Below are 24997 nucleotides of genomic sequence, written 5' to 3' on the forward strand. Positions count from 1 at the left end.
ATTAATTTTTCACTCGTGTCCAATATTGTGTTCTTCCCATTAAAGAAATTCCAACATAACCGCGAAGTTTTAATTTATCTGCAGATTCTAATGAAATATAACATTTGTATTTTTTACCGCTTGTAGGATCTAAAATAGTTCCTCCGTTATACTCAGAACCGTCTTTTTTTAAACCATTTATAATAACCATTCCTAAAATTGGTTTATTTTTTTCAGCTCCGTCACATTTTACACAAAGATCTTTTTTATGGTTCTCGCGCAGTATCTCTATAACCTTTCCGTATATTTTTCCTGACTTTTCATAAATCTCTACAACAGATTTTGCTTCACCAGTTTCATCATCAATGGTTTTCCATTTTCCAATTACACTTTGACTTTGCATGGTCAGCGCAAAGAAGAACACTCCGATAGTTAGCATCAAATTTTTCATATTATTTTTCTTTTTTTTGTTTTAATTTTCTGATAGAAGCATTCAATTCGAACCCTAAAAGCAGAATCATACAGTTTATCCAAATATAAAACATTAGAATTAATAATGTTCCAATTGAACCATAAAGTTCGTTATATTTTGAGAATTTTATAACCCAAATGCCAAAAAAGAACGAAGATATAACAATTAAGACCGTTGTAAAAACAGAACCAATGCTGATAAAAGGCACTTTATTGTACTGTTTTGTACCATAACGTAATAATATTGAAGATGTTATCAAAATCATCAGAATAACGAATAAATATCGCCCTAAAATAATCAGTGGAATACGATCGCTTAATACATCCTGAATAATTGTTTTTTGAATGAAAACCTCAAAAACTACAATTGTAGCCACAGTTACAAACAAAATTACAGTCATAACGAGTGAAATAGCCAAAGCAACCAAATATTGTCTAAAAAAACCTCTCTTATCAAAAACGTGTTTAGACGATTCAAAACCGCTTAAAATTCCGTTAATACCATTTGCCATCAAAAAAATAGAAAGTAAAAAACCCGACGATAATAAGCCCGAGTGACTATTATTTAAAATATCACTGATAATTTTACTAATAGCATCATACGTATTTGGAGGAACACTCTGCTGTACAAACTGCAGGAAATCTTCCTGAAAATTATCTATCGGAATAAACGGAATTAAGTTTAAAATAAATAAAGCAAAAGGAAATAAAGCCATAAAAAAGCTGAAAGAAACAGCGCTTGCATGATATGAAAAAGCACCTTCAAGAATCCCTAAAGTGTACATTTCAAGTAAATCATACAAAGAAAATCCCTCTAACCAAGGGAGCTTTATTCTTTTTAAAAGTCGGGCTGCGTTGCGTATTACGGGCAGTTTTTCAATCCGATCCTCTATTTCTTTCGACATAAACTTAGGTTTTTAGACTTCTTAGATTTTTAATTAATAACTGATAATTTATAATTAACAATTTAAAAGGCTTTCAAGCTCAAATCCATATTATATACAGAATGTGTCAAAGCACCAGACGAAATATAATTTACACCGCATAAAGCATATTCACGAACTGTTTTTTCGCTGATATTTCCAGAAGATTCTGTCTGACATTTTGAACCAATCAAATTCACTGCCGTTTTAGTATCTTCATAATTAAAGTTATCAATCAGGATTCTATGAACTCCGTTACTTAATAAAATCTCTCTGATTTCATCCAGATTGCGAGCTTCAACAATAATTTTCAAATCAAGATTATTCTCTTTTAAATATTCTTTTGCTTTAGAAATAGCACGTGTAATGCCGCCGGCAAAATCAATATGATTGTCTTTCAGCATAATCATATCATACAAAGCATAACGATGATTTTCGCCACCGCCAATTTTTACAGCCCATTTTTCAGCCACCCTAAAATTTGGAGTCGTTTTGCGTGTATCCAAAATTTTTGCGTTTGTTCCTTCCAAAAGCCCCATTAAATGGTTTGTTTTTGTCGCAATTGCAGACATTCTCTGCATGGTGTTCAAAACCACTCGTTCTGCTTTCAAAATAGATTGCGAACTTCCCGAAACTTCAAAAACAACTTCCCCGTATTCTACATGCGTTCCGTCTTCTATAAAAGTTTTTACTTTTAATTTTGGATCAACATGTTCAAATATCATCTTAGCAAGTTCAACACCGGCAATGATTCCCTGATCTTTTACCAATAGTTTCGCCTGACCGTGAGCTGTATCTGGAATACAGGCAAGTGAACTGTAATCACCTGGACCAACATCTTCTCTAATAGCATTTTTTATTAAAAGTTGTAATTCTGCTTGAAATTGAGCTTCGCTTATCATTTTTCTATTTTTAATAATAATGCTAAATTAGGACTTATTTTATGGATTTGAAAATTCCGATAACATGAAAAATTATACAAAACATTAAATATCTCTTTTTTAACCATTAAGATATTCAGAAAAATAAAGTTACAATTCTTAACAAAACTTAGTCTCTGAATAAGCTTTCAATTAAATATCTTTGAGTTTCATTCAAACAAAAATCATGGGATTAATTAAAGATATTTACTCGGTTTCTTTTTACGAAAATTTTAGTCAGGCTGTTGCCGAAGTATATCCTGCATTCAATAAACAAAAATTTATCGAAGCCATTTATGAAGGCGATTTTGCCCAGAAAGAATGGAAAGAAAGAATGAAACATACAACAGTTGTGTTTCATCAGTTTATGCCTCAAAACTTTCCAGAAGCCGTTTCTCTAATTGATAAAATCATAGAAAATCTAAGAAAAAACAACTTTGCAGACAGCAATCTGGCTTTTATTTTCTTTGCCGATTATATCGAAATATACGGCTTAGACGATTTTGAAACTTCGGCGAAAGCCTTTGTATCTATAACGCAGTTTATAAGCTGTGAATTTGCTGTTCGTCCTTTTATTTTAAAATATAAAGAGAAAATGATCGACGAAATGACAAAATGGTCTTTACACGAAAACCACCACGTTCGACGTTTGGCCAGCGAAGGTTCACGCCCAAGATTACCGTGGGCCATGGCGATTCCGTTTCTTAAAAAAGATCCCTCCTCTATTCTTCCTATTTTAGAGAATTTAAAAAATGATCCTTCAGAATATGTCCGAAGAAGTGTTGCCAATAACTTAAATGATATTGCAAAAGATAATCCACAGATTGTATTAGAGATCGCTTCCAGATGGAAAGGCCACAGCAAAGAAACAGATGGAATTATTAAACACGGAAGCCGAACTTTATTAAAACAAGGACATCCGGAAATTCTGAGCCATTATGGTTTAGAAAGCACCAATATTGAACTTTCGTCTTTTGAAATTAAAACGCCAGTGGTGAAAATTGGAGATTACCTGCAGTTTCATTTTCATTTAAACAATAAAAACGAAGAACCAAAAACAGTTCGTTTAGAATATGCTGTGCATTATAAAAAAGCAAAAGGACATTTAGCAAAAAAAGTCTTTAAAATCAGTGAGAAAATTTATCATCCCAATCAACTAACTAAGATTGAAAGAAATCAATCTTTTAAATTGATTACGACGCGCGTTTTTCATACTGGAGTGCATCAATTGTCGATTATAATTAATGGAACTGAAAGTGAAGTTTTGGAATTTGAGTTGATTGATTAATGTTCCCATTTTAATGCTCCAGCGGAGCAGAATATTTATAGTCAATATTATCGTCTTGCACAAAAGAGCTCCAGCGGAGCGGCATATTTATTTCGCCCCGCTGGGGCTTTGTCGTTGTGGCAACCTTATTATTCTACAAATATTTCGTCCCTCTGGGACTTTTTAAAACTAAATTTAAGCATCATCTAAAAACTTAACCAACGTTTTTCCTTACTTTTATAATTCAAAAAAATCCAAAAACAAGTTTCTTAATCTAAATTAAGTTACAGATTTCTATCACAACTGTAATTTTGTTTTCAAATCAAATAAAAATACCACATGTCAAATATCAGTTTAATTATCGAAGAACGTGCTGCCAATATTGGCAACTTTATGGTAGGCCGTTTACTGCCTTTCCGTGAAAAAAGAGCTGTTGGGCCATTTGTATTTATCGACCATATGGGACCCGCACATTTAAGTGACCATGAAAATATGGATGTTCCGCCTCATCCGCATATCGGACTTTCTACGCTTACTTTTTTGTTTGAAGGAAGCATTATGCATCGCGATAGTTTAGGAACAGAATTGGAAATAAAACCCGGCGCTGTAAACTGGATGACAGCCGGAAAAGGAATTGTACATTCTGAAAGAACTCCTGACTATTTAAGACATTCAGATAAAATGCTGCACGGATTACAGATTTGGGTTGCGCTTCCAAAAGAATTGGAACAAATGGATCCGAATTTCACTCATGTTGAAGCAGATGATATCCCAGCTTGGGAAGAAGACGGCGTTTCATACAAATTGATTGCAGGAGAAGCTTTTGGTAAAAAATCTCCAGTTCCGGTTTATAGTCCGCTTTATTTTATTGAAATTAAGAGTAGAGAAGCTAAGAAAATTAATATTGGACACCATTTATTTGGCGAAAGCGGTTTGTATATCTTAGAAGGAAGCATCAAAAACGGTGAACATACTTACGATCCGAGACAAATTTTAATTACAACTGAAGCTTCTCTTTGCGAATTTGAAATCGCTGAAAACTCGACAGTATATATTTTCGGCGGACAGCCATTCCCAGAAGAACATTTTATCTTTTGGAATTTCGTTTCATCTGATAAAAACCTCATCGAAAAAGCTAAAAAAGACTGGACAGAACAAACTTTCCCAAAAGTTCCGGGAGAAACTGAATTTGTTCCATTACCTGAACCAAGAATTAAATAATTATGGATACAATATCAGCAAAAATAGATACACGTTTATATCGAACAGAAATCACATCTGCCAGCGGAAATGTTTTAATTTCTGATGAACCTCAGCAGCTGGGAGGCAAAAACTTAGGACTCAACCCAACAGAACTTTTGGCTTCATCTTTAGCCTCTTGCACTCTGATTACTTTACGAATGTATATTAATCGTAAACAATGGAACGTAGAAGAAATCAATATAAAAATTGATTTTGAAAGAGATTCAGAGCGAAATTGTACCTCATTTACCAGAAAAATCGAAGTAATAGGAGAAATTGACGATACACAAAGACAAAGATTAGAAACGATTGCAAACAGCTGTCCAATTCATAAAACACTGACACATTCAATCGAAATTAAAACGACATTAATATAATTATAATGGAAATTCAACAAATAAACGATACAAGAAGAGGCTATTTTGAAGCAATTGAAGACGGAAAAGAAGCTGGAAAAATGACTTACACTTGGGCAGGAGATTCTAAATTCATTATCGATCACACCGAAGTAAGCCCAGATTTTAATGGGAAAGGTGTTGGTAAAAAACTAGTTATGGCAGCGGTAGATTATGCAAAGGCAAACAACTTAAAAATTATTCCGCTTTGTCCTTTTGCAAAAAGTGTTTTTGATAAAGTTGAAGAAATTCGTGATGTACTTTTTTCTTGAGTTTCTAAGATTCTGAGATGCTATCCCGATAGCTATCGGGACTAAGTTTTTTTTAACCGCAAAGTTCGCGAAGGATTACGCAAAGTTCGCAAAGTTCGCAAAGTTTTTTAAGCAAAGCTTTGCGAACTTTGCGTTTATATTAAGTCAAGCTTAGAATAAAACTTTGCGAACTTTGCGGTAAAACCCACAACAACAAAAAACAAATTTTCAAAATTCTCCGAAAACTCGTATATTTGCATGTAATTTAAACTTAGAGTATGACAAGGATAATTACGCTTTTCTGTATTTTTATAGCACAAATCGGCTTTTCTCAATCAGCTGAGAGTTATTTAGAAAAAATCAGAAATAATGAAGCTCTCTTAACAGCTTTTTTTCAACAAATGCCAAAAGGAGGCGATTTACACCACCATTTTTCAGGATCCGTTTATGCAGAACCTCTTTTAGAAAGAGCGATTGCAGAAGACTTTTATTTGAATTTAGAAACTATGGCAGTTTCTAAAACCAAACCTGCAAACGGAAACTGGGAAAATTTCTCATCTCTTAAAAACAAAGGAAAATTAGACTATTACGAACAGCAGATTATGCAGACTTGGTCGGTAAAAGACTATAATGGTTCTGTACCTTCTGACGATCAGTTTTTTGATTCTTTTATGAAATTCGAGCCGACTATTCAAGGTCATTTTGCAGAAGGAATGCTCGAATTAAAAAAACGTGCCATTGCCGAAAATGTAAGTTATATCGAAACACAATTATCGACAATTCCATGCGATATGAATGTTTCAGATTTAGCTGATTTCAACACAAAACTTCGCCAATCTGCTGATCAAAAAGACGAAAAAGCAGTTCTAAAACTTTTAGATGATTTGTATAAATCGCTTCAGAAAAAAGACGCTAAAAAATATGCTGAAGATTTCAATACTAATTTCATAACAAAACTGCACAAGGATTTAAAAATGGATGACGATAAATTCACCATGCGTTATCAAAACTTTGTACTTCGTTTTATGGAACCTGTAGATTTATTCAAAAACCTGGTTATCGCTTTTATTTCATCAAACGAAAATAAACTGACTGCCGGTGTAAACATCGTTTCTCCAGAACACGGACAGACTTCTATGAAAGATTACTGGCTTCACATGGTAATGTTTAAATACTGTCATTCTAAATTTCCAGACGTAAAATATACGCTTCATGCGGGTGAATTAACTTTAGGATTGGTTCAGCCAGAAGAATTAACGTGGCACATTAACGATGCGATTTATGTTGCCGGTGCAAACAGAATTGGTCACGGAGTTGATATCGCTTACGAAGCCAATTCGTATGATTTATTAAAATATATGGCTCAAAAAAATATTCCAATTGAAATCAATTTAGTGAGCAACGAATTCATTTTGAAGGTAAAAGAAAACAGACATCCGTTTACGCTTTACAAAGAATTTAATGTGCCAATTGTGATCAGTACAGACGATGCAGGAATTTTAAGAAGCAATATGACAGAACAATATGTTTTACTGGCAAAAAGATATCCTGACGTAAATTATGAAACGATTAAAAAATACGTTTACAACAGCATCAATTACAGTTTTATTCAGGATGCATCGGTAAAAAAACAATTAATTAAAGATTTAGATAATCGTTTTAAAACTTTTGAATCGAAATTTTCTAAAAACTAATATTTAATTTCACGCAGATTTTACAGATTTAAGCTGATTTGTCCAGATTTTTATCTAAAAAATTAAATCTGCTCAAATCTGTAAAATCTGCGTGCAAAAAAATAAAATTATGATCCTAGAAGCAGCATTTCTTTATGTAAAACCAGAATTAGCCTCTAAATTTGAAGCTGATTTTGCAAAAGCAAGTCAATATATTTCATCAGTCGACGGTTATTTAGGACATCGATTAGAAAAATGTCTTGAGGTAGAAAACAAATATCTTTTGTTGGTCGACTGGAATACACTTGAAGATCATACAGTAGGTTTTAGAACTTCTGAAGCATATTTAGAGTGGAAGAAAATTTTACATCATTATTACGAACCTTTTCCAATTGTAGAACATTTTGAAACGGTTTTTGAAAATAAAAAATAGATTTTATTTGCCACAGATTTCACAGATTTACACAGATTAAATTATCCTCAATTTAAAAATCCTTCTAATCTGTGAAATCTGTGGCTAAAAGAAAAAACAATGAACATCAAACTCATCGCTATAGGCAAAACAGATAATAAATCGCTTCAAACTTTGATTGACGATTATACCAAACGTTTATCCTTTTATATCAAATTTGATCTGGAAATTATTCCTGACATTAAAAATGTAAAAAACTTATCTGAAAGCCAGCAAAAGGAAAAAGAAGGCGAACTGATTCTGTCTAAACTTTCGGCAACTGATCAGCTTATTTTATTGGATGAAAACGGAAAAACCTTCTCTAGTGTTGGTTTCTCAGAAGAACTCCAAAAGAAAATGAATTCTGGTGTAAAAACACTGGTTTTTGTAATTGGCGGACCTTACGGATTCTCTGAAACGATTTATAAAAAAGCGCAGGGAAAAGTTTCGCTTTCGCTAATGACATTTTCGCATCAAATGGTTCGCTTATTTTTTATTGAACAATTGTACCGCGGATTTACAATTTTACGCAACGAACCTTATCATCATCAATAATTTCTTGTTTCAGGTTTTCTTTGTTTCAGGTTTAAAAGATGAATTCTACCGGAAGTTTATCAAGATTATAAGTTACATCTTTTTGCAGTAGAATTTTATATTGAATGTATTCTTCATAACTCATGTTCTTATCAAAGAAAAATACCAAATCTGGTACACTTTGGAACTTAATACTATAAAAATACTTTAGTATATTTGATATTTGTATTTCTTTATTTCCCATGAAAACTTGTTTTTTCCCTTTTCTAAAGTAAACAACAAAATTTTCTCTACCTGGTTTTTCCATTTTATAAAACACTTTCGTAAAAGGCAGAAAAGCCAAATTCTTTCCGATAGAATCTGCATAAGAATAATAATTTTCAGATTCTTCGTTTTGGTGCATTTTCTCGTTACGCTTTTTTTCCTGCATTTTTATTACCTCCGCAATTACGACTTTTAATGGTAAACGTTTGTCGATATTTAAAATCCAATTGGTTGAGATAATAGCACTTTTTCTATTCAAATCGGCAATTGTATCTTTTCCTTCTTTTTTAAAGAAAATATAAATCGGCGAATGATCTTGTACATCTTTTACAATTGAAATATTTGATTTTGGCAATAAAACGTCTTCTTTTTTTCCGCAGGAAAACAAAAGACAGATTATAAGTATAGAGAAGTATTTCATATTTTTTAACTCATTTTATTAAACAAAGTAACACATTCCACTGCTTCTTTTACATCATGCACACGAAGAATTTTAGCACCTTTTGTCAAAGCAATGGTATTTAGAAACGTTGTTCCGTTTAAAGCATCTTGCGGTGTAATATCCAGCGTTTTATAAATCATTGATTTTCTTGAAATTCCTGCTAAAACAGGTAATTCTAAAAGATTAAAAAGCTCCATTTTCTGCATTACTTCATAATTCTGATCCGTTGTTTTAGCAAAACCAAAACCAGGATCTAATATTAAATCGTTAATTCCTAATGACCTTGCTTGTTTTACTTTTTCAGAAAAATAGAAAAGCATTTCTTTAATGATATCATCGTATTGCGTCAAACTCTGCATCGTCTGTGGATTTCCTCGCATGTGCATCATGATATATGGAACGTTATATTTTGCGATAACATCAAACATTTTATCATCTAATTCGCCCGCCGCAATATCATTTATTATCGCCGCACCGCTTTCGATACTCGCTTTTGCGACTTCAGCCCTAAAAGTGTCAATAGATAATAATGTTTTTGGAAAATGCTTTAAAATCAATTCAATTGCAGGAACAATTCGGTCGATTTCTTCTTGTTCGGTTACAAATTCAGCGCTTGGTTTGCTTGAATAGGCTCCAATATCGATAAATGCTGCGCCTTCAGAAAGCATTTTATCTACTTGCGAAATAATTTCGTCTTCGTTTTTATATTTCCCTCCATCAAAGAAAGAATTCGGCGTAACGTTTAAAATTCCCATTACTTTAGGAATCGATAAATCTATAAGTCCGCCTTTGCAGTTAATAAACATTTTGTTTCAAGTTTTTAATTGTTCAAAGTTTCAAGTTGATGCAGATTGCGTAAGTTCGAGAACTTGAAACATTTTTTTAGTTTCAAGTTACTGCCGTTAACACTTTGTTTAGAAAAAACTTGAAACAAAGCGAACCGTAAACTTGAAACTCTTAAAAAATTATCCTTATTTTTGAAGAAATTTTAGCAAATATACAGCATATAAATGAAGAATACTTCCCAAGAGTTTGATAATGTAATCGAGGTTTGCCGAACCCTGTTTATCAATAAAATGAAAGACTATGGCAGTGCGTGGAGAATTTTAAGACTGCCGTCGCTGACAGATCAGATTTTTATAAAAGCACAACGAATTAGAAGTTTACAGGAAAACGAAGTCCGTAAAGTTGACGAAGACGAAAAAGGAGAATTTATCGGAATCATCAATTATTCTATCATGGCTTTGATTCAGCTTGAATTAGGCGTTGTAGAGCAGCCGGATTTGGATGTTGAAAAAGCAACTGAATTATACGATGCTAAAGTAAAATTGACCAAAGATTTAATGGAAGCTAAAAATCACGATTACGGCGAAGCCTGGCGCGATATGCGAGTAAGTTCATTAACTGATTTGATTCTTCAAAAACTGCTTCGCGTAAAACAAATTGAAGATAATAAAGGAAAAACAATTGTATCTGAAGGAATCGATGCTAATTATCAGGATATGATTAATTATTCTGTTTTTGCTTTAATCCTAAATCCTATAAATAAATAGAAATTCCTCCCGACAGCTATCGGGACTAAATTCCAAGTTTAATATTGGAATTTGAATATTTAAATATTACTTATGAAAAACATCATTACCCAATTCTCCCGATTATTTGTCGGTGTATTATTTATCATTTCCGGATTAATTAAATTGAACGACCCGGTAGGTTTCTCTTACAAGCTTACAGAGTATTTTAGTGAACCTGTTTTCAATATGCCTTTTTTAGAGCCGTTTACACTAAGTATGGCTATTGTTCTGGTAATATTAGAAGTAGTTTTAGGAGTAATGTTATTAGTAGGCTATAAAGCCACACAAACAATTTGGGCTCTATTGCTTCTAATTGTTTTCTTTACTTTCCTTACCTTCTATTCTGCTTATTTTGATGTAGTAAAAGATTGCGGCTGTTTTGGTGATGCCTTACATTTAACACCTTGGCAGTCATTCACAAAAGACGTAGTTTTATTATTCTTCATTTTGATTTTATTCTTCAACCAAAAACTGATAAAACCTTTATTTTCAACTTCAAAAACGAATTTTGCAGTTTATCTTAGTGTAATTTTATCTGCATTAATGGCATATTGGGTTATAAATCATAATCCTATAAAAGATTTCCGTCCGTATAAAGTTGGAAATAATATTGAAAAAGGAATGGAAATTCCTGAAGGTGCGCCAAAGTCAGTTGTTGAAATGATTTTCATTTACAAAGTAAACGGAGTTGACAAAGAGTTTACCGAAAAAGATTTAATGAATATTCCAGAAGGCGCAACGTTTGTAGATAGAAAAGACAAAGTTATTTCAGAAGGTTATGTACCGCCAATTCATGATTTTACAATGACAAAAGATGATTCTGATTATAAAGATGAATTATTAAAAGAACCAAAATTATTAGTTTTTGTAACGTATGATCTAACTAAATCTGACCCAGCCGGAATGAAAAAACTGGCTAAAGTTACTGCAGATGCAAAAGCTAAAGGTTACAAAGTTATTGCTATGACTGCATCTGGAGCTGATGAAATCGCAAAAGCAAAAAAAGAGTATAACTTAGATGTTGATTTCTATTTCTGCGATGCTACAACTTTAAAAACAATCGAAAGAGCAAATCCTAGTATTGTTGTAATACAAAAAGGAACTGTTGTTCAAAAACTACATTACAACGATGTTGATGATTTAAAACTATCGGATGTTGCGTATAGTCTATAATTAATACCATTATAAAATTCAAAAAAGCTGCAATTTAAATTGCAGCTTTTTTTTTACTTAATTTTATATTTTTGCAGATTCAAATTAAACGAATGAAGCATTTACAATATGATCTGTATAGAAATACTGACACAACTATTTTTGAATTTAAAAGTGTTGGCCCAAATGGAGAAATAACAAAAATCATAACATTTAATGCTACTCAATCTAAGGAAATATATAATCTGGCATTTGGAGATTTAATATACAATGAAGTTCAGAAAAAATACACTTTGGATGATTCAACAATTACAGACAATGGAGACCGGAATATAATTTTAGCTACTGTTGCCAAATCGGTTTATCTTTTTACTGAAAAATATCCTGAGAGAATGATCTTCTTTAAAGGCAGCACACTTGGACGAACACGTTTATACAGAAGGGCAATCTCTATTAATTTAGAAGAATTATCCGAAACTTTCGTTATCTTTGGAGCAATAATAAATGAGTTTGGAAACGTAACCAGTGTACCTTTTAAAACAAATGGTGATTTTTTGGGTTTTATTATAAAAAGAAAAGAATTATGAAAACTACAATAAAAAAAGTTTTGACTGAAAACAAAAGTGCTTCGCTTAATTCTAAAGTAAAGATTGATAAAAAATTAGATAATCTAAAAGTTATCGAATCGAATAAACAAGAAGAAGTCAATAAGCTCACTTTTAACTTGAATTTATAATTTAAGTTATCACATATAATATGAAAGTCCTTTTTAAAATTGGACTTTTTTTATGAAAAAAAACTATCCTTTATGAAACAAACTCAAAAATTACTTTTAACCATTTTATTTACTGCTCTTTATACTTTTAGCGCTTTTAGTCAGGAAAAAACACCTAATAAAGACCAGCGATATGTCTTTTTTCTCCATAATAAATTTATTGAAGAAAATGATTTAAACACTGCGCATCCGGAATATGGAAAAGCAGAATACAATGAAATATTAGCATCATTTAGAAAAGATAACTTTATAGTTTTTAGTGAAAAGAGAAAGAAAAACACCAATGCTGCTGATTATGCCGAAAAAATTGTAAAACAAATTAAAAACTTATTAAAAAAAGGGATCTCTCCTAGTAAGATAACCGTTATTGGAACTTCAAAAGGCGGTTATATTGCACAATTTGTTTCGACTTATTTAGCAAATCCTGACGTTAATTTTGTTTTTATAGGCTGTTTTAGAGATGTTGATATTGAAGAAATTCCTAATATTAATTTTTGCGGTAATATTTTAACGATTTATGAAAAATCAGATATTTATGGCGTTTCGGCTGTAAAAAGAAAAGAAACTTCAAAACTTAAAGTAAACCATTTTAAGGAAATTGAATTAAATACCAATTTAAAACATGGTTTTCTATATAAAGCATTAGGCGAATGGATTGTGCCTTGCAAAAAATGGGCAAATGGAAATTATGAACTGAATTAAAAATAGTTTTCTGTAACGAAATCTTAATTTTAATATAAGAAAAATAATCTTACATTTAATTGAACCAAAAACAAAACCAAACTTATGAAAAGACTAATCAAATTTTCATTTATTTTATTACTTATTACAACCTTAGGCTGTACAAGTGAATCTAATAACTGCACTACTCCGCCTCCTTATTTTTCTTTTGAATTTGTAGATAAAGATTCTGGAGAGAACCTTTACACAAACGGAACTTTTGATGCAAAACAAGCCGTGACCGTAACAGATTTAGATACAGACAAAGTGATACAATACACTTACATGAAAAATGAAGATTTAAATCGTCTTGTAATTAATTCTATAGGCTGGCAGTCTGGAGTCTTTAATTATTCTATAGCATTTCAGGGAAAAAGTGTTTTTGAACTGCATGCTTCTGCTGAAAGAGTAAGTGAAAAAGGCTGCAGCTTTAGCAGAATTAATTCATTCGAAATTAAAAATGCTGAATTTCAATTAGACAAAACAACTGGTATTTATAAAATTTTAATCAATACTAAAATTTAATTTTAAATATCTTATAAACGGTAAAGAGCTTAAAAATTTTAAGCTCTTTTTTTTGATTTTTATTTACCTGAAAATTCAATAATCAGACGTTTTTTTACTTTATTTTTTTCTTTTAAAAATAAAAAATTCAAAGTTTCGCTCTTTTCAAAAAAAGCATTTCAAAAAAATACTGATTTTTACACCCAACTATTACGATTTCATTCTGGTTTTTCTAACCTAAAACGGCTGTTTTGTTACAAAACAAACGAGTCTTCAAATTTTGTTAATCTGCATTTGGCTTTCAATTTGTTTGTTTAACTTTGTTGAAAATCACTAATTCTATGAAACAAATAGCTTTAATCTTTATTGCATTTATAACCTTTTCTTGCTCTCAGGCTCAGAAAACAAGTTTTTCTAAAGAGGCTTTATCAGAAAAATTATTAACCCTTGACGGAGGTCAGGTTACTTTTAAAAACATTTTAAAAAAATACAAAGGAAAAACTTTAGTTATCGAAGTTTGGGCTTCCTGGTGCGGCGACTGTGTAAAAGCAATGCCAAAATTAAAAGAGTTACAAGCTAACAATCCTGATGTTTCTTATTTATTCCTTTCTGCTGATAAAACAGCCGATAAATGGAAAGCTGGAATAGAAAAACACGAATTAAAAGGCGATCATTTTATGATGAACGACGGTATGAAAGGTGTTTTTGGAAAAGCAATTGACTTAGACTGGATTCCGAGATATATTGTTATTGACAAAACCGGAAAAATAGTTTTATATCGTGCTATCGAAACTGATTTCGACAAAATCAATGAAACACTTAAAAGCTTAAAATAAATTTAAAATAACAGCAATTTTAAAATTGCTGTTATTTTAATCTACTTCATTCAAACAAAAAAATTAAAAGAATAACAAAAACTACCAAAATGAGAAAATCGATTGTTGCAGGAAACTGGAAAATGCATAAAAATGCAGCGCAGACTGAAGAATTATTAAACGAATTAATTGCAAAAATTCCAGCAAAAACAAATGCACAAGTTATTGTAGCGCCAACTTTTGTAAACTTACAAGCTGCTGCTGCTAAATTAAAAAATACAACTATTGGAGTTTCTGCTCAAAACGTTCACCAAGCTGAAGGCGGTGCTTTTACAGGAGAAATTTCTGCAGATATGTTAACAAGCATTGGTGTTAATACTGTAATCTTAGGTCACTCTGAGCGTAGAGCTATTTTCCACGAAACTGATGCTTTAATCGCAAACAAAGTTGATACTGCTTTAAAACACGATATGACAGTAATTTTCTGTTTTGGAGAAGAATTAAAAGACCGTCAGTCTGGAAATCATTTCAACATTGTTGAAAATCAATTACGTGACGGAGTTTTCCATATCGCAAAAGAATCTTGGTCTAAAATTGTTTTAGCTTACGAACCAGTTTGGGCTATCGGAACTGGAGAAACTGCTTCACCAGAACAAGCTCAGGAAATGCACGAATTTATCAGAGAAACGATCCGCAAAGCTTTTGGAGCTGAAATCGCAGATGAAGTTTCTATTTTATACGGTGGTTCTGTAAAACCAGAAAACGCTAAAGAAATCTTCTCTAAACCAGACGTAGATGGTGGTTTAATTGGTGGTGCAGCTTTAAAAGCTGACGATTTCTTAGCAATTGTAACTGCTATCTAATTTTAGATTTTAGATTTTGAAATCCTCTTATAAAAAAAGCGTTCGCATAGCGAACGCTTTTTTTATATTCTCCATTGACTTTTGACTTTTGACTTTCGACTAATTGATAAACGATTTCAAAAGTGGGCAATTGTACTTTTTAAACGTTGGCGTTGTTTTATAAATCGAATAAAAATTAACAAGCTCCTTCCCTGCTTTAAAAGGATTTTTGGCTTCTTCTTCCTCTGTAATCAACTCTGCATAATGATTGTAATAATTGCATTCAAAAATCATTAAACTGGCCATTGCTTTTTCGTTGCTGTTTTTAGACATTTTTAAAGCTTTCTCATAATACATTTTGGCCATTTTCAAATTGTAATAATTACCGTTTTGGTATTTCTTTTCATTCTCAGTATTATCTCCGTAAAAATAATCTGTATACGATGCGCCGGAACTCCAATCATAAGATGTCATCATCCATGAATTTCCTAAATACGAAACATTAAAATACGCATGAGCTAATTGCAGATTACTGCTTGCTGTATTTTGTTTTTTCAGCTGAATTAATTTGGCTATAAAATCAGTTTTATTGAAATGATAATCGAATTTACGTTCTTCCTGTTTTTGCAGAATTTTAGGCGTAAAAGGATTTTCATTTAAATACATTTTGTACTCATAATTCTTTTCCCAAAAATCCTGAGGCATACTTGAAAAAGTTTCGTAAGCCAATTCCAGATTATTGTTTCTAAAAGCAATTGTTCCTTTTAAATCTTTGTAATAATTACTATTTGGAGCAATTGTTCCAGAACAGATATATTTTTCAAAAGGCGTTTTATTTGTTTTCTGCTGTAAAGCCATTAAAAGATCGATGTCTTTTACCGATGCATTTCGGTCAAAATAGCCTATGTAACTAAAGAAGTACGGATTATTATAAGCAGAGTATTCTCCTTCATTTTTAATATCCGATTTCATCGAAAGCAAACCAGCTGTAACTACATCTCCTTTTTTATAAAAATCACTGCTTGCAATTCGGTATAAACTATATAAATTTTTAAATAATCCATGATCCGTTTCTACCAGATTTTCTACTGAATTAAAATAAGTATAAAGCTGATTCTGAACTTTTTCATCCTTTAAATCATCTTGTTTTAATGAAACCAAAGCCAGCTGAATATTTTTCTGCATTTGTATTGAAGCATTGGCTTTATCAGAAATCAAATTAGTATATTTTTTGCCTTCGTCGACCTGATCATCAATAAAACATAACTGGGCTATTGCTGCAGTAATATAGTCTTTCTGCTCGCCCGAAGTTTGTTTACGAATCGAAATTAGAAAATATTCTAATTCTCTTAAGTATAAAATATCTTTATTAAAATTTTCTTCTTTCGCTTTAGCATAATTTTCATACCAATCTGTAGAACTAAAAGTTACTGAAGGAGTCCCATCATTAGTATACTGAGGCGTAAAAATCCAATCTTCAAGTTTGTTAACTTCTCTTCCAATTAAAAAACTCAAAAACAAACTATTTGGACTTAATTCATAAATTTCTTTAATAGATTTTAAATCCGGAGCTGGATTTCTAAGACTTTCAATAGCGAGAATAACACTTCGCTCTTCATCATTTTGGGCTAATGCCAAAGTTTCGTTGGTCAATTTCCAATTGTAATGCTGCAACACAGCAAAGGATTTTTCTTCGCAGGAATTAAAAACTTTACTAAGTAAATAATTTTGTAAAGGCAGATTATCAATACATAAGGCATTATAATACAACGCCCACGGTTTCAGGATTGTATTTGATTCAGAAGCAAAATAGGTATTATACAATTGAATAACATCTTGCTTTTGTTGTGTATAAAAATAATAACGAAGTGCTAAAAAAGCATAACGCAGTTTTAAAAAGGTATCCTTTGAACTTTTTATTTTCTTCTCAAAATCAAAATTATCTTTCAGTTCATTACTATTATAACTTCCACTTTGCCAATTACTTCTAATTTGTCCCCAAGATTCCCATTTCGTGTCCTGAAGATTATTATATTCCAGTTTTTTAGCCAGTAAAATATAGTCTAAAAAGGTTTTGTTTTTAGATAACAGCAAAGCATCAACAAATGTATTTTTTGCAAATACAGTTTTCAATGTCTTATTTTCAAAAGCGGTTTGAAACTGTTCAGAATCTGTTTCATATAAAATAATATGAACATCATCTGTATTTATATTATTACCCAATTTTTTCTTCCACTCTAAACAATTCTTTTCCTGATCGACACCCGAAACAGTATTGGTTGAGTAATAATAATCTGCTGAGTAGTAAAATGGCGTAAGTTTAAAAAAACCTTCTCTTTGTGCTTTAAACAAAGCCAAACGGCTGGTTTCAGGAGAAACCTGCCATCCGCACGCAAATGAAAACTGAACGCTTAAAACTAAAAGTAAACTGCTAAAAGCGCGCATAATAATTGGAGATATTTTCGGTTCCATAATCGTTTATGTATTTTTTATCAAAAGAGAAAAAAGTCACTTTTGTCTGATTATCAATCTGGATTTTGTTTTTAATAATCGAAATCATCTTGTCAAGTTCGCTGTCTGAAATTTTCTCAATTCTAATTTCATCACCATTTCTAAGATACGTCTGCCCGACTAAAACATCATCCTGCAAAACATATTGGGTATCTGAAGTTTTCTTTACTTTACTTGTATCCTTTATCAACTGATCATAATCAGACAAAATACCTTTAAACTGATTTCCTCTAAAAGCAACCGCCCAGCTGTATAATGGCAGTGCAATGTCTAGTTTAAGTTTATAATCGCCGTGCGTAATATATTGTGCTAATTCTTCGCTTGTTGCAATAGAATTTTTAGTCTGTAAATCGTCTGGTTTTGTAATATTATAGCACATCAGCAAACCCTTATCTACCGGCGGAATTCCGGCTTTTGAAGCATATTTATACTGCCACAGTCGTATGGTTGCTGCTATTTTTGAAGATGGCAGCTGGCTTTTAATTTGTTTTAATAAATAGAAATAATTCTTCTGAGATTTTTCGGTCCAGTCGCAGTCTATTAGAATTTCTTTAAATGCCACTTTTAATTTGGCTGATTCTGCTGCTCTTACTGAATCATAATTTAAAGGTTTATAGTCTTTCTGCTTATAATAATCTTTTGGGTACACAATATTCGAAGCTATAATATCAGCTTTTGTGTCATTCATTTTTTTACCAATCTGTTCGATTCGTTTTGCCATCCTGACTGCCAGACTGTCTAACTGTTTCGTATCTGATTTTAAAACAACTTCATTCGTTATAAAAATACTCGGTGTGATTTCGGGATTGCTTTTATTAAACGAAATATCCCAAATAGTGGCAACAGGCAGCGGTTCTTTTGAGTACGGATTATAATCAACATCAAAAAAACGAACATACATGTGTTTTACATCTAGTTTATTTACCAGAGAATCGTCTTCTTCCTGAAAGTAAAGATTAGTTTTCCAGTAACAAAAGGAACGAATTACTTTATGGTCATTTTCACGGTTACCCGAGCTTAAAACGACAAAAAGCAGAACAAAAAAAGCATTTTTCATGATAATAAAAAACTTACAAAATATAGTTCAAAATTAGTATTAAAATTTATAACAATATGATTTATTTATGAACAACTTTTGCTTTGTATTCTTACCTTTGCAAAAATTTTTATTTATGTCGAATATATATTTAGGATATCATTTTACAATTGAGCCAAAAGAATTGGGTTCTGAAATTTTAGTGGCTGAATTGGGCGAAAAAGCGTTTGAAAGTTTTACAGAAACTGAAAACGGAATTTCGGCTTTTGTGAAAAAGGATTTATGGGATGAAAATATTCTGGATGATATTTATATTCTACAATCTGAGGAGTTTAAAATTGAATATACAATTGAAGAAATCGATCAGGTAAACTGGAACGAGGAATGGGAAAAGAATTTCGAGCCAATTGATGTTGATGGTAAATGTCATGTACGCGCTCCTTTTCACGAAAAAACGGATGCTGAATTTGACATTGTTATTGAACCTAAAATGAGTTTTGGAACCGGACATCACGAAACCACTCACATGATGATTCAGCATTTACTGGAAATGGATGTTAAAGGTTTAAAAACACTTGACATGGGATGCGGAACTGCAATTTTAGCCATTTTAGCTGAAATGAAAGGCGCTGAACCAATCGATGCAATTGATATTGACAATTGGTGTTATTTAAATTCTATTGAAAATGCCGAACGCAATAATTGTAAACATATCTCCGTTTATGAGGGCGATGCGGCTTTATTGGCAGGAAAAAAATACGATTTGATTATTGCCAATATCAACCGAAACATTTTGTTAAATGATATGCAGGCTTACGTTGATAGTTTAAATCCAAAGGGAATTATTTTATTCAGCGGTTTTTATGAAGAAGACATTCCGTTTATCGATGCTTCATGCACAGAAAAAGGTTTGACGTATGTTAAAAAGTTACAAAGAAACAACTGGGTTTCATTAAAATACGTAAATTAGATAGTAATTACAAAGTACAAAAACTAGATAAGATGAGTACTAAAGAGAAAGTAAGAGAAAAAGTCCGCGAGAAAGAAGCGGCTGTGTTCAATAATGAAATCATTATGTATAACGATGATGTAAATACATTTGACCACGTTATTGATACTTTAATGCGCGTTTGTGACCATACGGCAGAACAAGCCGAACAATGTTCCTTAATTGTACATTACAACGGAAAATGCACTGTAAAAACAGGCCCAATAGAAAAACTTAAACCTCAATGTACACAACTTTTGGAAGCTGGACTAAGCGCTGAAATTGTTTAATTTACCAATAATTTAAAAAACATTCTATTTTATTTTATATTTGAAATAAAATAGAATGTTTTTTTATGGAAGAATATGGTAAAATATTAATTATTGCAATGCCTGTTTTTTTAGTTCTAATTGTAATTGAAAAACTTTACGGCATTTACAAAAAGAACGATACTGCTCCATTAATTGACAGCGTTTCCAGTATTAGTTCCGGAATTACCAATTCTGTAAAAGACGTTTTAGGACTCAGCATTACTTTTCTTTCATATGAGTGGATGGTTTCTAAAATTGCACTTTTTCATCAGGAAGCCACAGTTCTATCTTACATCATTGCCTTTTTTGTTATTGATTTCTACGGATATTGGAGTCATCGACTGGCTCATCAAATTAACTTTTTTTGGAATAAACACGCCATTCACCACAGCAGTGAAGAGTTTAATCTTGCCTGCGCGCTGCGCCAGCCTATAGCGAGTCTGGTTAATTTATTTACTTTTCTGCTTATTCCGGCAGCATTATTAGGAGTTCCGGCTTCTGTAATTGCCATAACACTTCCGCTCCATTTATTTTTACAGTTTTGGTATCATACCAAACACATTAAAAAAATGGGATTTGTAGAAAAAATTCTCGTAACGCCTTCGCATCATCGGGTTCATCATGCCATAAATCCTGAATATTTAGATAAAAACCATTCGCAGATATTTATTTTCTGGGATAAACTTTTTGGAACATTTCAGGAAGAATTAGACGATATTCCTCCGGTTTTTGGAATTACAAGACCTGCCAATACATGGAATCCGATAAAAATAAATTTTCAGCATTTAACTTTATTAATAAAAGACGCCTGGCGAGCCGAAAGCTGGAAAGATAAACTAACCATTTGGTTTAAACCAACAGGATGGCGGCCTGAAAATTTCGAAGAAAAATATCCGGTTAACAAAATCGAAAATGTATTTGATTTTGAAAAATACGGCACACAAAATTCTCAAAAACTCATTTATTGGTCAGTTGCTCAAATTTTAATTACACTTTTGTTTGTGAGTTATTTATTTGAGAATATTGCCCAAATTGGTCTGCCTAATATTTTCGTCTATGGGTTCTTTATTTTTATAACCATTTACAGCAGCTCTGAACTAATGGATAAAAGCAGATTTGCTATTGTCTGGGAAGGTTTTAGATTGTCTCTCGCGACAGCCGTAATTTTATTTTACGGCGATTGGTTTGGTCTCAAAACCGTTTTCTCTTTAAGTAATTATATAATTTTAGGTTATTTAAGTGTATCTTTTTTAATAACGATTTACTTTGTAACTGTAGATTTTAAAACTAACCAAAATCAAACCATAAATTCACAAACCGCGTAATGAAAAATATTGTATTTTTTAAAATTTATACTGCATACTGCTTTATTTATCTGCTTCTTTTATATCTGGGATATGAAAGTTTAGACTGTTACCTAAAACCGGCTTTAATTCCGCTGTTAATTTTAGGCGTGTACTTTTCTAAAAGATTTCCAACTCAAAATTTACTTTTAACCGCATTACTCTTTTCCTGGATTGGCGATGTAATTCTGCTTTTTTCAGATATTGCCGAAATTTATTTTATTCTGGGATTAGTTTCTTTTTTAATTTCCCACATTCTGTATTGTGTGCTTTTTAACAGACAGACCAAAGAAAAATTCAAACGAAATTCAATTACTTTTATATTTGGAAGTATTCTTATTGCCGTTTATTTAATTGGAATGCTTTCTGTTTTACTGCCTTCATTAGGCGATTTAAAAATTCCGGTTATCGTATATGCGAGCGTTATTTCAATAATGCTTTTGTTTGCTTATAACGGACTTTTAATATGGAAAACACCAGCCAATCAGCTGGTGTTTTTTGGTGCTCTGTTCTTTGTAATTTCAGATAGTATTTTGGCTCTCAATAAATTTTATATGCCGCTCAAAAAAAGTTCATTTATTATTATGCTTACCTATCTTGTGGCACAATATCTGATTGTAATTGGTATATTAAGACTAAATGGAAAAAAGGCTGAATAAATCTCTTTTTGATAAAGATTTAGATTAACGATTAAAAATCTTATTAATCTTTTTAATCAGTGGCAAAACCTTTTTTACATTTGCATGACCAAAATAAACCTCAACCATGAAAAAAACAGCTCTTTTCATTATTCTATTAATAACTGCAGCTTCTTGTATAAGCACAAAATCGACTTTAAAAAATGTAGACAATAATGCTCCTGATTTAGTTTTAAATAAAAACAATACGTTTGTAATTTCGCTATTCAGCAAAGACAAAAAGTATGGTTATAATCCTGATTATCCAGTAAATATATTTTTTAAAAACACCCGTGACGAAGCAACGAACGAAGTTCGTTTTTTGAATGCATTAGCTGGACCAAACGGAGAAAAAATCAAATATAAGCGTTTAGAAACCTGCTGTCCTTTTCCAACAAAAAGAAGCGATATGGGCGCCGGATTTTTAAATGTGTATGAATTAACATGGGAAGGACAGAAAAAACCTGTAACGCTGTATTTAAATATTTATGAAAAAGGAATTTTAATGGTTCCGATGGGATTGACTTTAAAAAAGGAGTAAAATTTACAAGAATAAACTATAGTTAATCTGAAATAAAAATGCTTAATATACTGCCTTTACTGCTTATTATTTTCCCAGTTTTATCACAATTAATATTAGGAAGTTATTCAATCTATAAATCATCATCTTTAAAATTTAGTCCTGTTTCATGGATAAATTTTCTTCTTCAGATTATATTTTCTTTTGCGGCTTTTAATATTGCAGATTATAATCTTACAAAACAATATGAGCCGAATCCTGTAAGATGCGGTATGCCGCTCGTAGGAATGGCTGTCGCTTGTTTCTTTTTTATTTTTATTCTGATTATAATTATTGTAATTCAATTTTTAATTAAAAGATGGAGAGTAAAAAGAAACACAGTATAATCTAAGTTAAAAAAAGCAGTGAACAGCAAAACTGCAGAACATGATAAATATCATTTATTAGTTTCTTTTCATATTTTAATATTGCACCGGAAAAAGCATTTAATCATTCTTAAGAAATTTTAGAAATTCGTTACTGCTGCTAAGCCCCCTGTCAGCTATTCGTGTTCTTAAAATAATCTTAAATCTTCATCTGCTATTCATAAATCATGACTACCTTTGCATTGCAAAAAAATAATTTTATGAACTTACAACATATTCCACAAATCAAGCATACTGAAAGCGGAAATTTCTTTTTATTGGCGGGGCCATGCGCTATTGAAGGAGAAGAAATGGCTCTTAGAATTGCTGAAAAATTAGTTGGTATTACCGACAACTTACAAATCCCTTATGTGTTTAAAGGATCTTTTAAAAAAGCAAACCGTTCCAGAATTGATAGTTTTTCTGGAATTGGAGATGAAAAAGCTTTAAAAATATTAAGAAAAGTTTCAGAAACTTTTCACGTTCCAACTGTTACCGATATTCATACAAATGAAGATGCCGATATGGCTGCACAGTACGTTGATGTTTTACAAATTCCTGCGTTTTTAGTTCGTCAGACAGATTTGGTTGTTGCTGCCGCTAATACAGGAAAAACAGTAAACCTTAAAAAAGGACAATTTATGAGTCCAGAAAGCATGAAACATGCTGTACAAAAGGTTTTAGACTGTAATAACGAAAACGTTATGGTTACAGACAGAGGTACTATGTTTGGATACCAGGATATGATTGTTGATTTTAGAGGAATTCCTACTATGCAGCAATATGCATCTACGGTTTTAGATGTTACACACTCTTTACAGCAGCCAAACCAGACTGCTGGTGTTACAGGCGGAAGACCTGACATGATCGAAACAGTAGCAAAAGCGGGTATCGCTGTAGGTGTTGACGGTATTTTTATCGAAACACACTTTGACCCTGCAAATGCAAAAAGTGATGGTGCTAATATGCTTCATTTAGACTATTTTGAAGGTTTAATGAACAAATTAGTGGCTATTAGAAAAACTGTAAATGCCTTTTAATTTATAATACTTAAGTTCTTTGAAAACAAAAATTTTATTTTTCTTACTGGCTTGTGTTTCTTTAAACACATTTGCTCAGGAAGAAATTCCAGTACAAAAATACGCTGCTCACAACAAAGGTAAATTCTTTGTTATGTGGGGCGGAAACAGAGAAAGTTACTCAAAATCTGATGTAAACTTTCGTGGTAAGGATTACAACTTTACAGTTGAAAATATGTCTGCTCATGACAAACCAAAAGGATGGCATGTAGATTATATTAATCCTGCAAATATGACTATTCCTCAGACCAATTTAAGACTTGGTTATTTCTTTAGTGATCATTACAGTGTAACAATTGGTGTTGACCACATGAAATATGTAATGGCACAGAATCAAATTGCAAATGTTAATGGAAATATCAATTTACCTGCAGATGATCCCGGCTCAATTTACAACGGTGAATACAATAACAGACCTGTAGATATGTCTTTAAATGGAGCTGTAGAAGGTGGTTATGACAAAGGTGTAACTAATCCAAATGGTCCTGCTTTTTTAATGTACGAACATACAGATGGTTTAAACTACATTAATACTGAGGTTGCGAGATTTGATGATGTTTCTAAATGGTTTGGACTGCCAAATATTGATAAAGTTCAGATTAACTTAACTGAAGGATTAGGAGCTGGTATTTTATATCCAAAAACAAATACTACTCTTTTAGGTAAAGAACGTCATGATGACTTTCATGTTTCCGGATACGGTGTTTCTGCAAAAGCGGGTCTAAATATTACTTTTTTCAAACATTTCTATGTTCAGGGAGAATTAAAAGGAGGATATATCAACATGCAGGATATTAAAACCACAACAAGCAATGAAGATAAAGCTTCTCAGCATTTTACTTATTTTCAACGAATTATTGCTGTTGGAGGAATCTTTAGAATCTAATTTCAGTTAGAAAATATATTAAAAATAGTTATCATTAATTTGGTAACT

The 24997-nt window shown here is 31.8% G+C and carries 30 protein-coding genes; 23 read left to right on the forward strand and 7 right to left on the reverse strand.

Annotated elements, in window-relative coordinates:
* Position 1 precedes the first annotated feature (1 nt).
* The 3 genes from FJOH_RS18035 to nadC all read right to left on the reverse strand — a co-directional run bounded on the left by FJOH_RS18035 (position 2) and on the right by nadC (position 2275).
* The gene (locus FJOH_RS18035; protein WP_012025467.1) at positions 2–430 is read right to left on the reverse strand and encodes a DUF2147 domain-containing protein; all 429 of its coding nucleotides are present in this window, start codon (positions 428–430) and stop codon (positions 2–4) included.
* A gap of 1 nt (position 431) precedes the next feature.
* Positions 432–1355, reverse strand: coding sequence for a YihY/virulence factor BrkB family protein (locus FJOH_RS18040; RefSeq protein WP_012025468.1), 924 nt, complete (start codon positions 1353–1355; stop codon positions 432–434).
* A 62-nt stretch (positions 1356–1417) separates the two neighbouring features.
* On the reverse strand, positions 1418–2275 hold the full coding sequence (gene nadC / locus FJOH_RS18045) for a carboxylating nicotinate-nucleotide diphosphorylase (protein WP_012025469.1): 858 nt from the start codon (positions 2273–2275) through the stop codon (positions 1418–1420).
* A 205-nt stretch (positions 2276–2480) separates the two neighbouring features.
* Between nadC and FJOH_RS18050 the strand changes: the two genes are divergently transcribed.
* The 7 genes from FJOH_RS18050 (at position 2481) to rlmH (ending at position 8127) form a co-directional block, all read left to right on the forward strand.
* A complete protein-coding gene (locus FJOH_RS18050) occupies positions 2481–3581 on the forward strand; it encodes a DNA alkylation repair protein (protein ID WP_012025470.1) in 1101 nt (366 codons plus the stop codon).
* Between the two features lie 318 nt (positions 3582–3899).
* Positions 3900–4781, forward strand: coding sequence for a pirin family protein (locus FJOH_RS18055; protein ID WP_012025471.1), 882 nt, complete (start codon positions 3900–3902; stop codon positions 4779–4781).
* Positions 4782–4783: 2 nt separating this feature from the next.
* Complete coding sequence (locus tag FJOH_RS18060) at positions 4784–5179, forward strand: OsmC family protein (protein ID WP_012025472.1); 396 nt, start codon at positions 4784–4786, stop codon at positions 5177–5179.
* Between the two features lie 5 nt (positions 5180–5184).
* The gene (locus FJOH_RS18065; protein ID WP_012025473.1) at positions 5185–5469 is read left to right on the forward strand and encodes a GNAT family N-acetyltransferase; all 285 of its coding nucleotides are present in this window, start codon (positions 5185–5187) and stop codon (positions 5467–5469) included.
* A 257-nt stretch (positions 5470–5726) separates the two neighbouring features.
* On the forward strand, positions 5727–7142 hold the full coding sequence (locus tag FJOH_RS18070; RefSeq protein ID WP_012025474.1) for an amidohydrolase family protein: 1416 nt from the start codon (positions 5727–5729) through the stop codon (positions 7140–7142).
* Positions 7143–7251: 109 nt separating this feature from the next.
* Positions 7252–7554 (forward strand): antibiotic biosynthesis monooxygenase family protein, encoded by a 303-nt coding sequence (locus FJOH_RS18075; RefSeq protein WP_012025475.1) that lies wholly within the window; start codon positions 7252–7254, stop codon positions 7552–7554.
* Between the two features lie 99 nt (positions 7555–7653).
* Entirely contained in the window at positions 7654–8127 is a 474-nt protein-coding gene (gene rlmH / locus FJOH_RS18080) for a 23S rRNA (pseudouridine(1915)-N(3))-methyltransferase RlmH (RefSeq protein ID WP_012025476.1), read from the forward strand.
* Between the two features lie 31 nt (positions 8128–8158).
* Here the strand turns inward: rlmH and FJOH_RS18085 are convergent, their stop codons facing one another.
* Positions 8159–8791, reverse strand: a complete 633-nt coding sequence (locus FJOH_RS18085) for a hypothetical protein (RefSeq protein ID WP_012025477.1) — start codon at positions 8789–8791, stop codon at positions 8159–8161.
* A 5-nt stretch (positions 8792–8796) separates the two neighbouring features.
* On the reverse strand, positions 8797–9618 hold the full coding sequence (folP, locus tag FJOH_RS18090) for a dihydropteroate synthase (RefSeq protein WP_012025478.1): 822 nt from the start codon (positions 9616–9618) through the stop codon (positions 8797–8799).
* Between the two features lie 204 nt (positions 9619–9822).
* Here folP and FJOH_RS18095 point away from each other — a divergent pair, with 204 nt between their 5' ends.
* The 8 genes from FJOH_RS18095 (at position 9823) to tpiA (ending at position 15215) form a co-directional block, all read left to right on the forward strand.
* Positions 9823–10365, forward strand: a complete 543-nt coding sequence (locus FJOH_RS18095) for a DUF1599 domain-containing protein (protein ID WP_012025479.1) — start codon at positions 9823–9825, stop codon at positions 10363–10365.
* Between the two features lie 72 nt (positions 10366–10437).
* A complete protein-coding gene (locus FJOH_RS18100; protein ID WP_012025480.1) occupies positions 10438–11559 on the forward strand; it encodes a BT_3928 family protein in 1122 nt (373 codons plus the stop codon).
* 92 nt (positions 11560–11651) lie between these two features.
* On the forward strand, positions 11652–12125 hold the full coding sequence (locus FJOH_RS18105) for a DUF6934 family protein (protein ID WP_012025481.1): 474 nt from the start codon (positions 11652–11654) through the stop codon (positions 12123–12125).
* Positions 12122–12274, forward strand: coding sequence for a hypothetical protein (locus tag FJOH_RS27020; protein WP_159436633.1), 153 nt, complete (start codon positions 12122–12124; stop codon positions 12272–12274). Before FJOH_RS18105 ends, FJOH_RS27020 begins: the two co-directional genes overlap by 4 nt.
* Positions 12275–12346: 72 nt before the next feature.
* Entirely contained in the window at positions 12347–13015 is a 669-nt protein-coding gene (locus FJOH_RS18110; RefSeq protein ID WP_012025482.1) for a hypothetical protein, read from the forward strand.
* Between the two features lie 84 nt (positions 13016–13099).
* Positions 13100–13558 (forward strand): hypothetical protein, encoded by a 459-nt coding sequence (locus FJOH_RS18115; protein ID WP_012025483.1) that lies wholly within the window; start codon positions 13100–13102, stop codon positions 13556–13558.
* Between the two features lie 320 nt (positions 13559–13878).
* Complete coding sequence (locus tag FJOH_RS18120; RefSeq protein ID WP_012025484.1) at positions 13879–14373, forward strand: TlpA family protein disulfide reductase; 495 nt, start codon at positions 13879–13881, stop codon at positions 14371–14373.
* 89 nt (positions 14374–14462) lie between these two features.
* Positions 14463–15215, forward strand: coding sequence for a triose-phosphate isomerase (tpiA, locus tag FJOH_RS18125; RefSeq protein ID WP_012025485.1), 753 nt, complete (start codon positions 14463–14465; stop codon positions 15213–15215).
* A gap of 99 nt (positions 15216–15314) precedes the next feature.
* Here the strand turns inward: tpiA and FJOH_RS18130 are convergent, their stop codons facing one another.
* On the reverse strand, positions 15315–17666 hold the full coding sequence (locus tag FJOH_RS18130; RefSeq protein ID WP_044047843.1) for a hypothetical protein: 2352 nt from the start codon (positions 17664–17666) through the stop codon (positions 15315–15317).
* The gene (locus FJOH_RS18135) at positions 17626–18762 is read right to left on the reverse strand and encodes a hypothetical protein (protein WP_012025487.1); all 1137 of its coding nucleotides are present in this window, start codon (positions 18760–18762) and stop codon (positions 17626–17628) included. The genes FJOH_RS18130 and FJOH_RS18135 overlap by 41 nt, the downstream gene beginning before the upstream one ends.
* 115 nt (positions 18763–18877) lie before the next feature.
* Between FJOH_RS18135 and prmA the strand changes: the two genes are divergently transcribed.
* The 8 genes from prmA to FJOH_RS18175 all read left to right on the forward strand — a co-directional run bounded on the left by prmA (position 18878) and on the right by FJOH_RS18175 (position 24949).
* Complete coding sequence (prmA, locus tag FJOH_RS18140; RefSeq protein WP_044047845.1) at positions 18878–19711, forward strand: 50S ribosomal protein L11 methyltransferase; 834 nt, start codon at positions 18878–18880, stop codon at positions 19709–19711.
* Between the two features lie 32 nt (positions 19712–19743).
* On the forward strand, positions 19744–20019 hold the full coding sequence (locus FJOH_RS18145) for an ATP-dependent Clp protease adaptor ClpS (protein WP_012025489.1): 276 nt from the start codon (positions 19744–19746) through the stop codon (positions 20017–20019).
* A 65-nt stretch (positions 20020–20084) separates the two neighbouring features.
* Complete coding sequence (locus FJOH_RS18150; RefSeq protein WP_012025490.1) at positions 20085–21365, forward strand: sterol desaturase family protein; 1281 nt, start codon at positions 20085–20087, stop codon at positions 21363–21365.
* Complete coding sequence (locus tag FJOH_RS18155) at positions 21365–22042, forward strand: lysoplasmalogenase (RefSeq protein WP_012025491.1); 678 nt, start codon at positions 21365–21367, stop codon at positions 22040–22042. Before FJOH_RS18150 ends, FJOH_RS18155 begins: the two co-directional genes overlap by 1 nt.
* A gap of 106 nt (positions 22043–22148) precedes the next feature.
* Complete coding sequence (locus FJOH_RS18160) at positions 22149–22601, forward strand: hypothetical protein (protein ID WP_012025492.1); 453 nt, start codon at positions 22149–22151, stop codon at positions 22599–22601.
* Between the two features lie 38 nt (positions 22602–22639).
* On the forward strand, positions 22640–22966 hold the full coding sequence (locus FJOH_RS18165) for a hypothetical protein (protein ID WP_012025493.1): 327 nt from the start codon (positions 22640–22642) through the stop codon (positions 22964–22966).
* A 239-nt stretch (positions 22967–23205) separates the two neighbouring features.
* Positions 23206–24024: a 3-deoxy-8-phosphooctulonate synthase gene (kdsA, locus tag FJOH_RS18170; protein ID WP_044047846.1), complete on the forward strand. Its 819-nt coding sequence runs from the start codon at positions 23206–23208 to the stop codon at positions 24022–24024.
* A 19-nt stretch (positions 24025–24043) separates the two neighbouring features.
* Positions 24044–24949, forward strand: a complete 906-nt coding sequence (locus FJOH_RS18175; RefSeq protein ID WP_012025495.1) for a hypothetical protein — start codon at positions 24044–24046, stop codon at positions 24947–24949.
* Positions 24950–24997 lie beyond the last annotated feature (48 nt).

It is taken from the genome of Flavobacterium johnsoniae UW101 (assembly GCF_000016645.1).
Taxonomy (GTDB): Bacteria; Bacteroidota; Bacteroidia; order Flavobacteriales; family Flavobacteriaceae; genus Flavobacterium; species Flavobacterium johnsoniae.

Coding starts and splice junctions, on each gene's coding strand:
- FJOH_RS18035 (WP_012025467.1), bottom strand. CDS start 430: ATGAAAAATTTGATGCTAACTATCGGAGTGTTCTTCTTTGCGCTGACC.
- FJOH_RS18040 (WP_012025468.1), bottom strand. CDS start 1,355: ATGTCGAAAGAAATAGAGGATCGGATTGAAAAACTGCCCGTAATACGC.
- nadC (WP_012025469.1), bottom strand. CDS start 2,275: ATGATAAGCGAAGCTCAATTTCAAGCAGAATTACAACTTTTAATAAAA.
- FJOH_RS18050 (WP_012025470.1), top strand. CDS start 2,481: ATGGGATTAATTAAAGATATTTACTCGGTTTCTTTTTACGAAAATTTT.
- FJOH_RS18055 (WP_012025471.1), top strand. CDS start 3,900: ATGTCAAATATCAGTTTAATTATCGAAGAACGTGCTGCCAATATTGGC.
- FJOH_RS18060 (WP_012025472.1), top strand. CDS start 4,784: ATGGATACAATATCAGCAAAAATAGATACACGTTTATATCGAACAGAA.
- FJOH_RS18065 (WP_012025473.1), top strand. CDS start 5,185: ATGGAAATTCAACAAATAAACGATACAAGAAGAGGCTATTTTGAAGCA.
- FJOH_RS18070 (WP_012025474.1), top strand. CDS start 5,727: ATGACAAGGATAATTACGCTTTTCTGTATTTTTATAGCACAAATCGGC.
- FJOH_RS18075 (WP_012025475.1), top strand. CDS start 7,252: ATGATCCTAGAAGCAGCATTTCTTTATGTAAAACCAGAATTAGCCTCT.
- rlmH (WP_012025476.1), top strand. CDS start 7,654: ATGAACATCAAACTCATCGCTATAGGCAAAACAGATAATAAATCGCTT.
- FJOH_RS18085 (WP_012025477.1), bottom strand. CDS start 8,791: ATGAAATACTTCTCTATACTTATAATCTGTCTTTTGTTTTCCTGCGGA.
- folP (WP_012025478.1), bottom strand. CDS start 9,618: ATGTTTATTAACTGCAAAGGCGGACTTATAGATTTATCGATTCCTAAA.
- FJOH_RS18095 (WP_012025479.1), top strand. CDS start 9,823: ATGAAGAATACTTCCCAAGAGTTTGATAATGTAATCGAGGTTTGCCGA.
- FJOH_RS18100 (WP_012025480.1), top strand. CDS start 10,438: ATGAAAAACATCATTACCCAATTCTCCCGATTATTTGTCGGTGTATTA.
- FJOH_RS18105 (WP_012025481.1), top strand. CDS start 11,652: ATGAAGCATTTACAATATGATCTGTATAGAAATACTGACACAACTATT.
- FJOH_RS27020 (WP_159436633.1), top strand. CDS start 12,122: ATGAAAACTACAATAAAAAAAGTTTTGACTGAAAACAAAAGTGCTTCG.
- FJOH_RS18110 (WP_012025482.1), top strand. CDS start 12,347: ATGAAACAAACTCAAAAATTACTTTTAACCATTTTATTTACTGCTCTT.
- FJOH_RS18115 (WP_012025483.1), top strand. CDS start 13,100: ATGAAAAGACTAATCAAATTTTCATTTATTTTATTACTTATTACAACC.
- FJOH_RS18120 (WP_012025484.1), top strand. CDS start 13,879: ATGAAACAAATAGCTTTAATCTTTATTGCATTTATAACCTTTTCTTGC.
- tpiA (WP_012025485.1), top strand. CDS start 14,463: ATGAGAAAATCGATTGTTGCAGGAAACTGGAAAATGCATAAAAATGCA.
- FJOH_RS18130 (WP_044047843.1), bottom strand. CDS start 17,666: ATGGAACCGAAAATATCTCCAATTATTATGCGCGCTTTTAGCAGTTTA.
- FJOH_RS18135 (WP_012025487.1), bottom strand. CDS start 18,762: ATGAAAAATGCTTTTTTTGTTCTGCTTTTTGTCGTTTTAAGCTCGGGT.
- prmA (WP_044047845.1), top strand. CDS start 18,878: ATGTCGAATATATATTTAGGATATCATTTTACAATTGAGCCAAAAGAA.
- FJOH_RS18145 (WP_012025489.1), top strand. CDS start 19,744: ATGAGTACTAAAGAGAAAGTAAGAGAAAAAGTCCGCGAGAAAGAAGCG.
- FJOH_RS18150 (WP_012025490.1), top strand. CDS start 20,085: ATGGAAGAATATGGTAAAATATTAATTATTGCAATGCCTGTTTTTTTA.
- FJOH_RS18155 (WP_012025491.1), top strand. CDS start 21,365: ATGAAAAATATTGTATTTTTTAAAATTTATACTGCATACTGCTTTATT.
- FJOH_RS18160 (WP_012025492.1), top strand. CDS start 22,149: ATGAAAAAAACAGCTCTTTTCATTATTCTATTAATAACTGCAGCTTCT.
- FJOH_RS18165 (WP_012025493.1), top strand. CDS start 22,640: ATGCTTAATATACTGCCTTTACTGCTTATTATTTTCCCAGTTTTATCA.
- kdsA (WP_044047846.1), top strand. CDS start 23,206: ATGAACTTACAACATATTCCACAAATCAAGCATACTGAAAGCGGAAAT.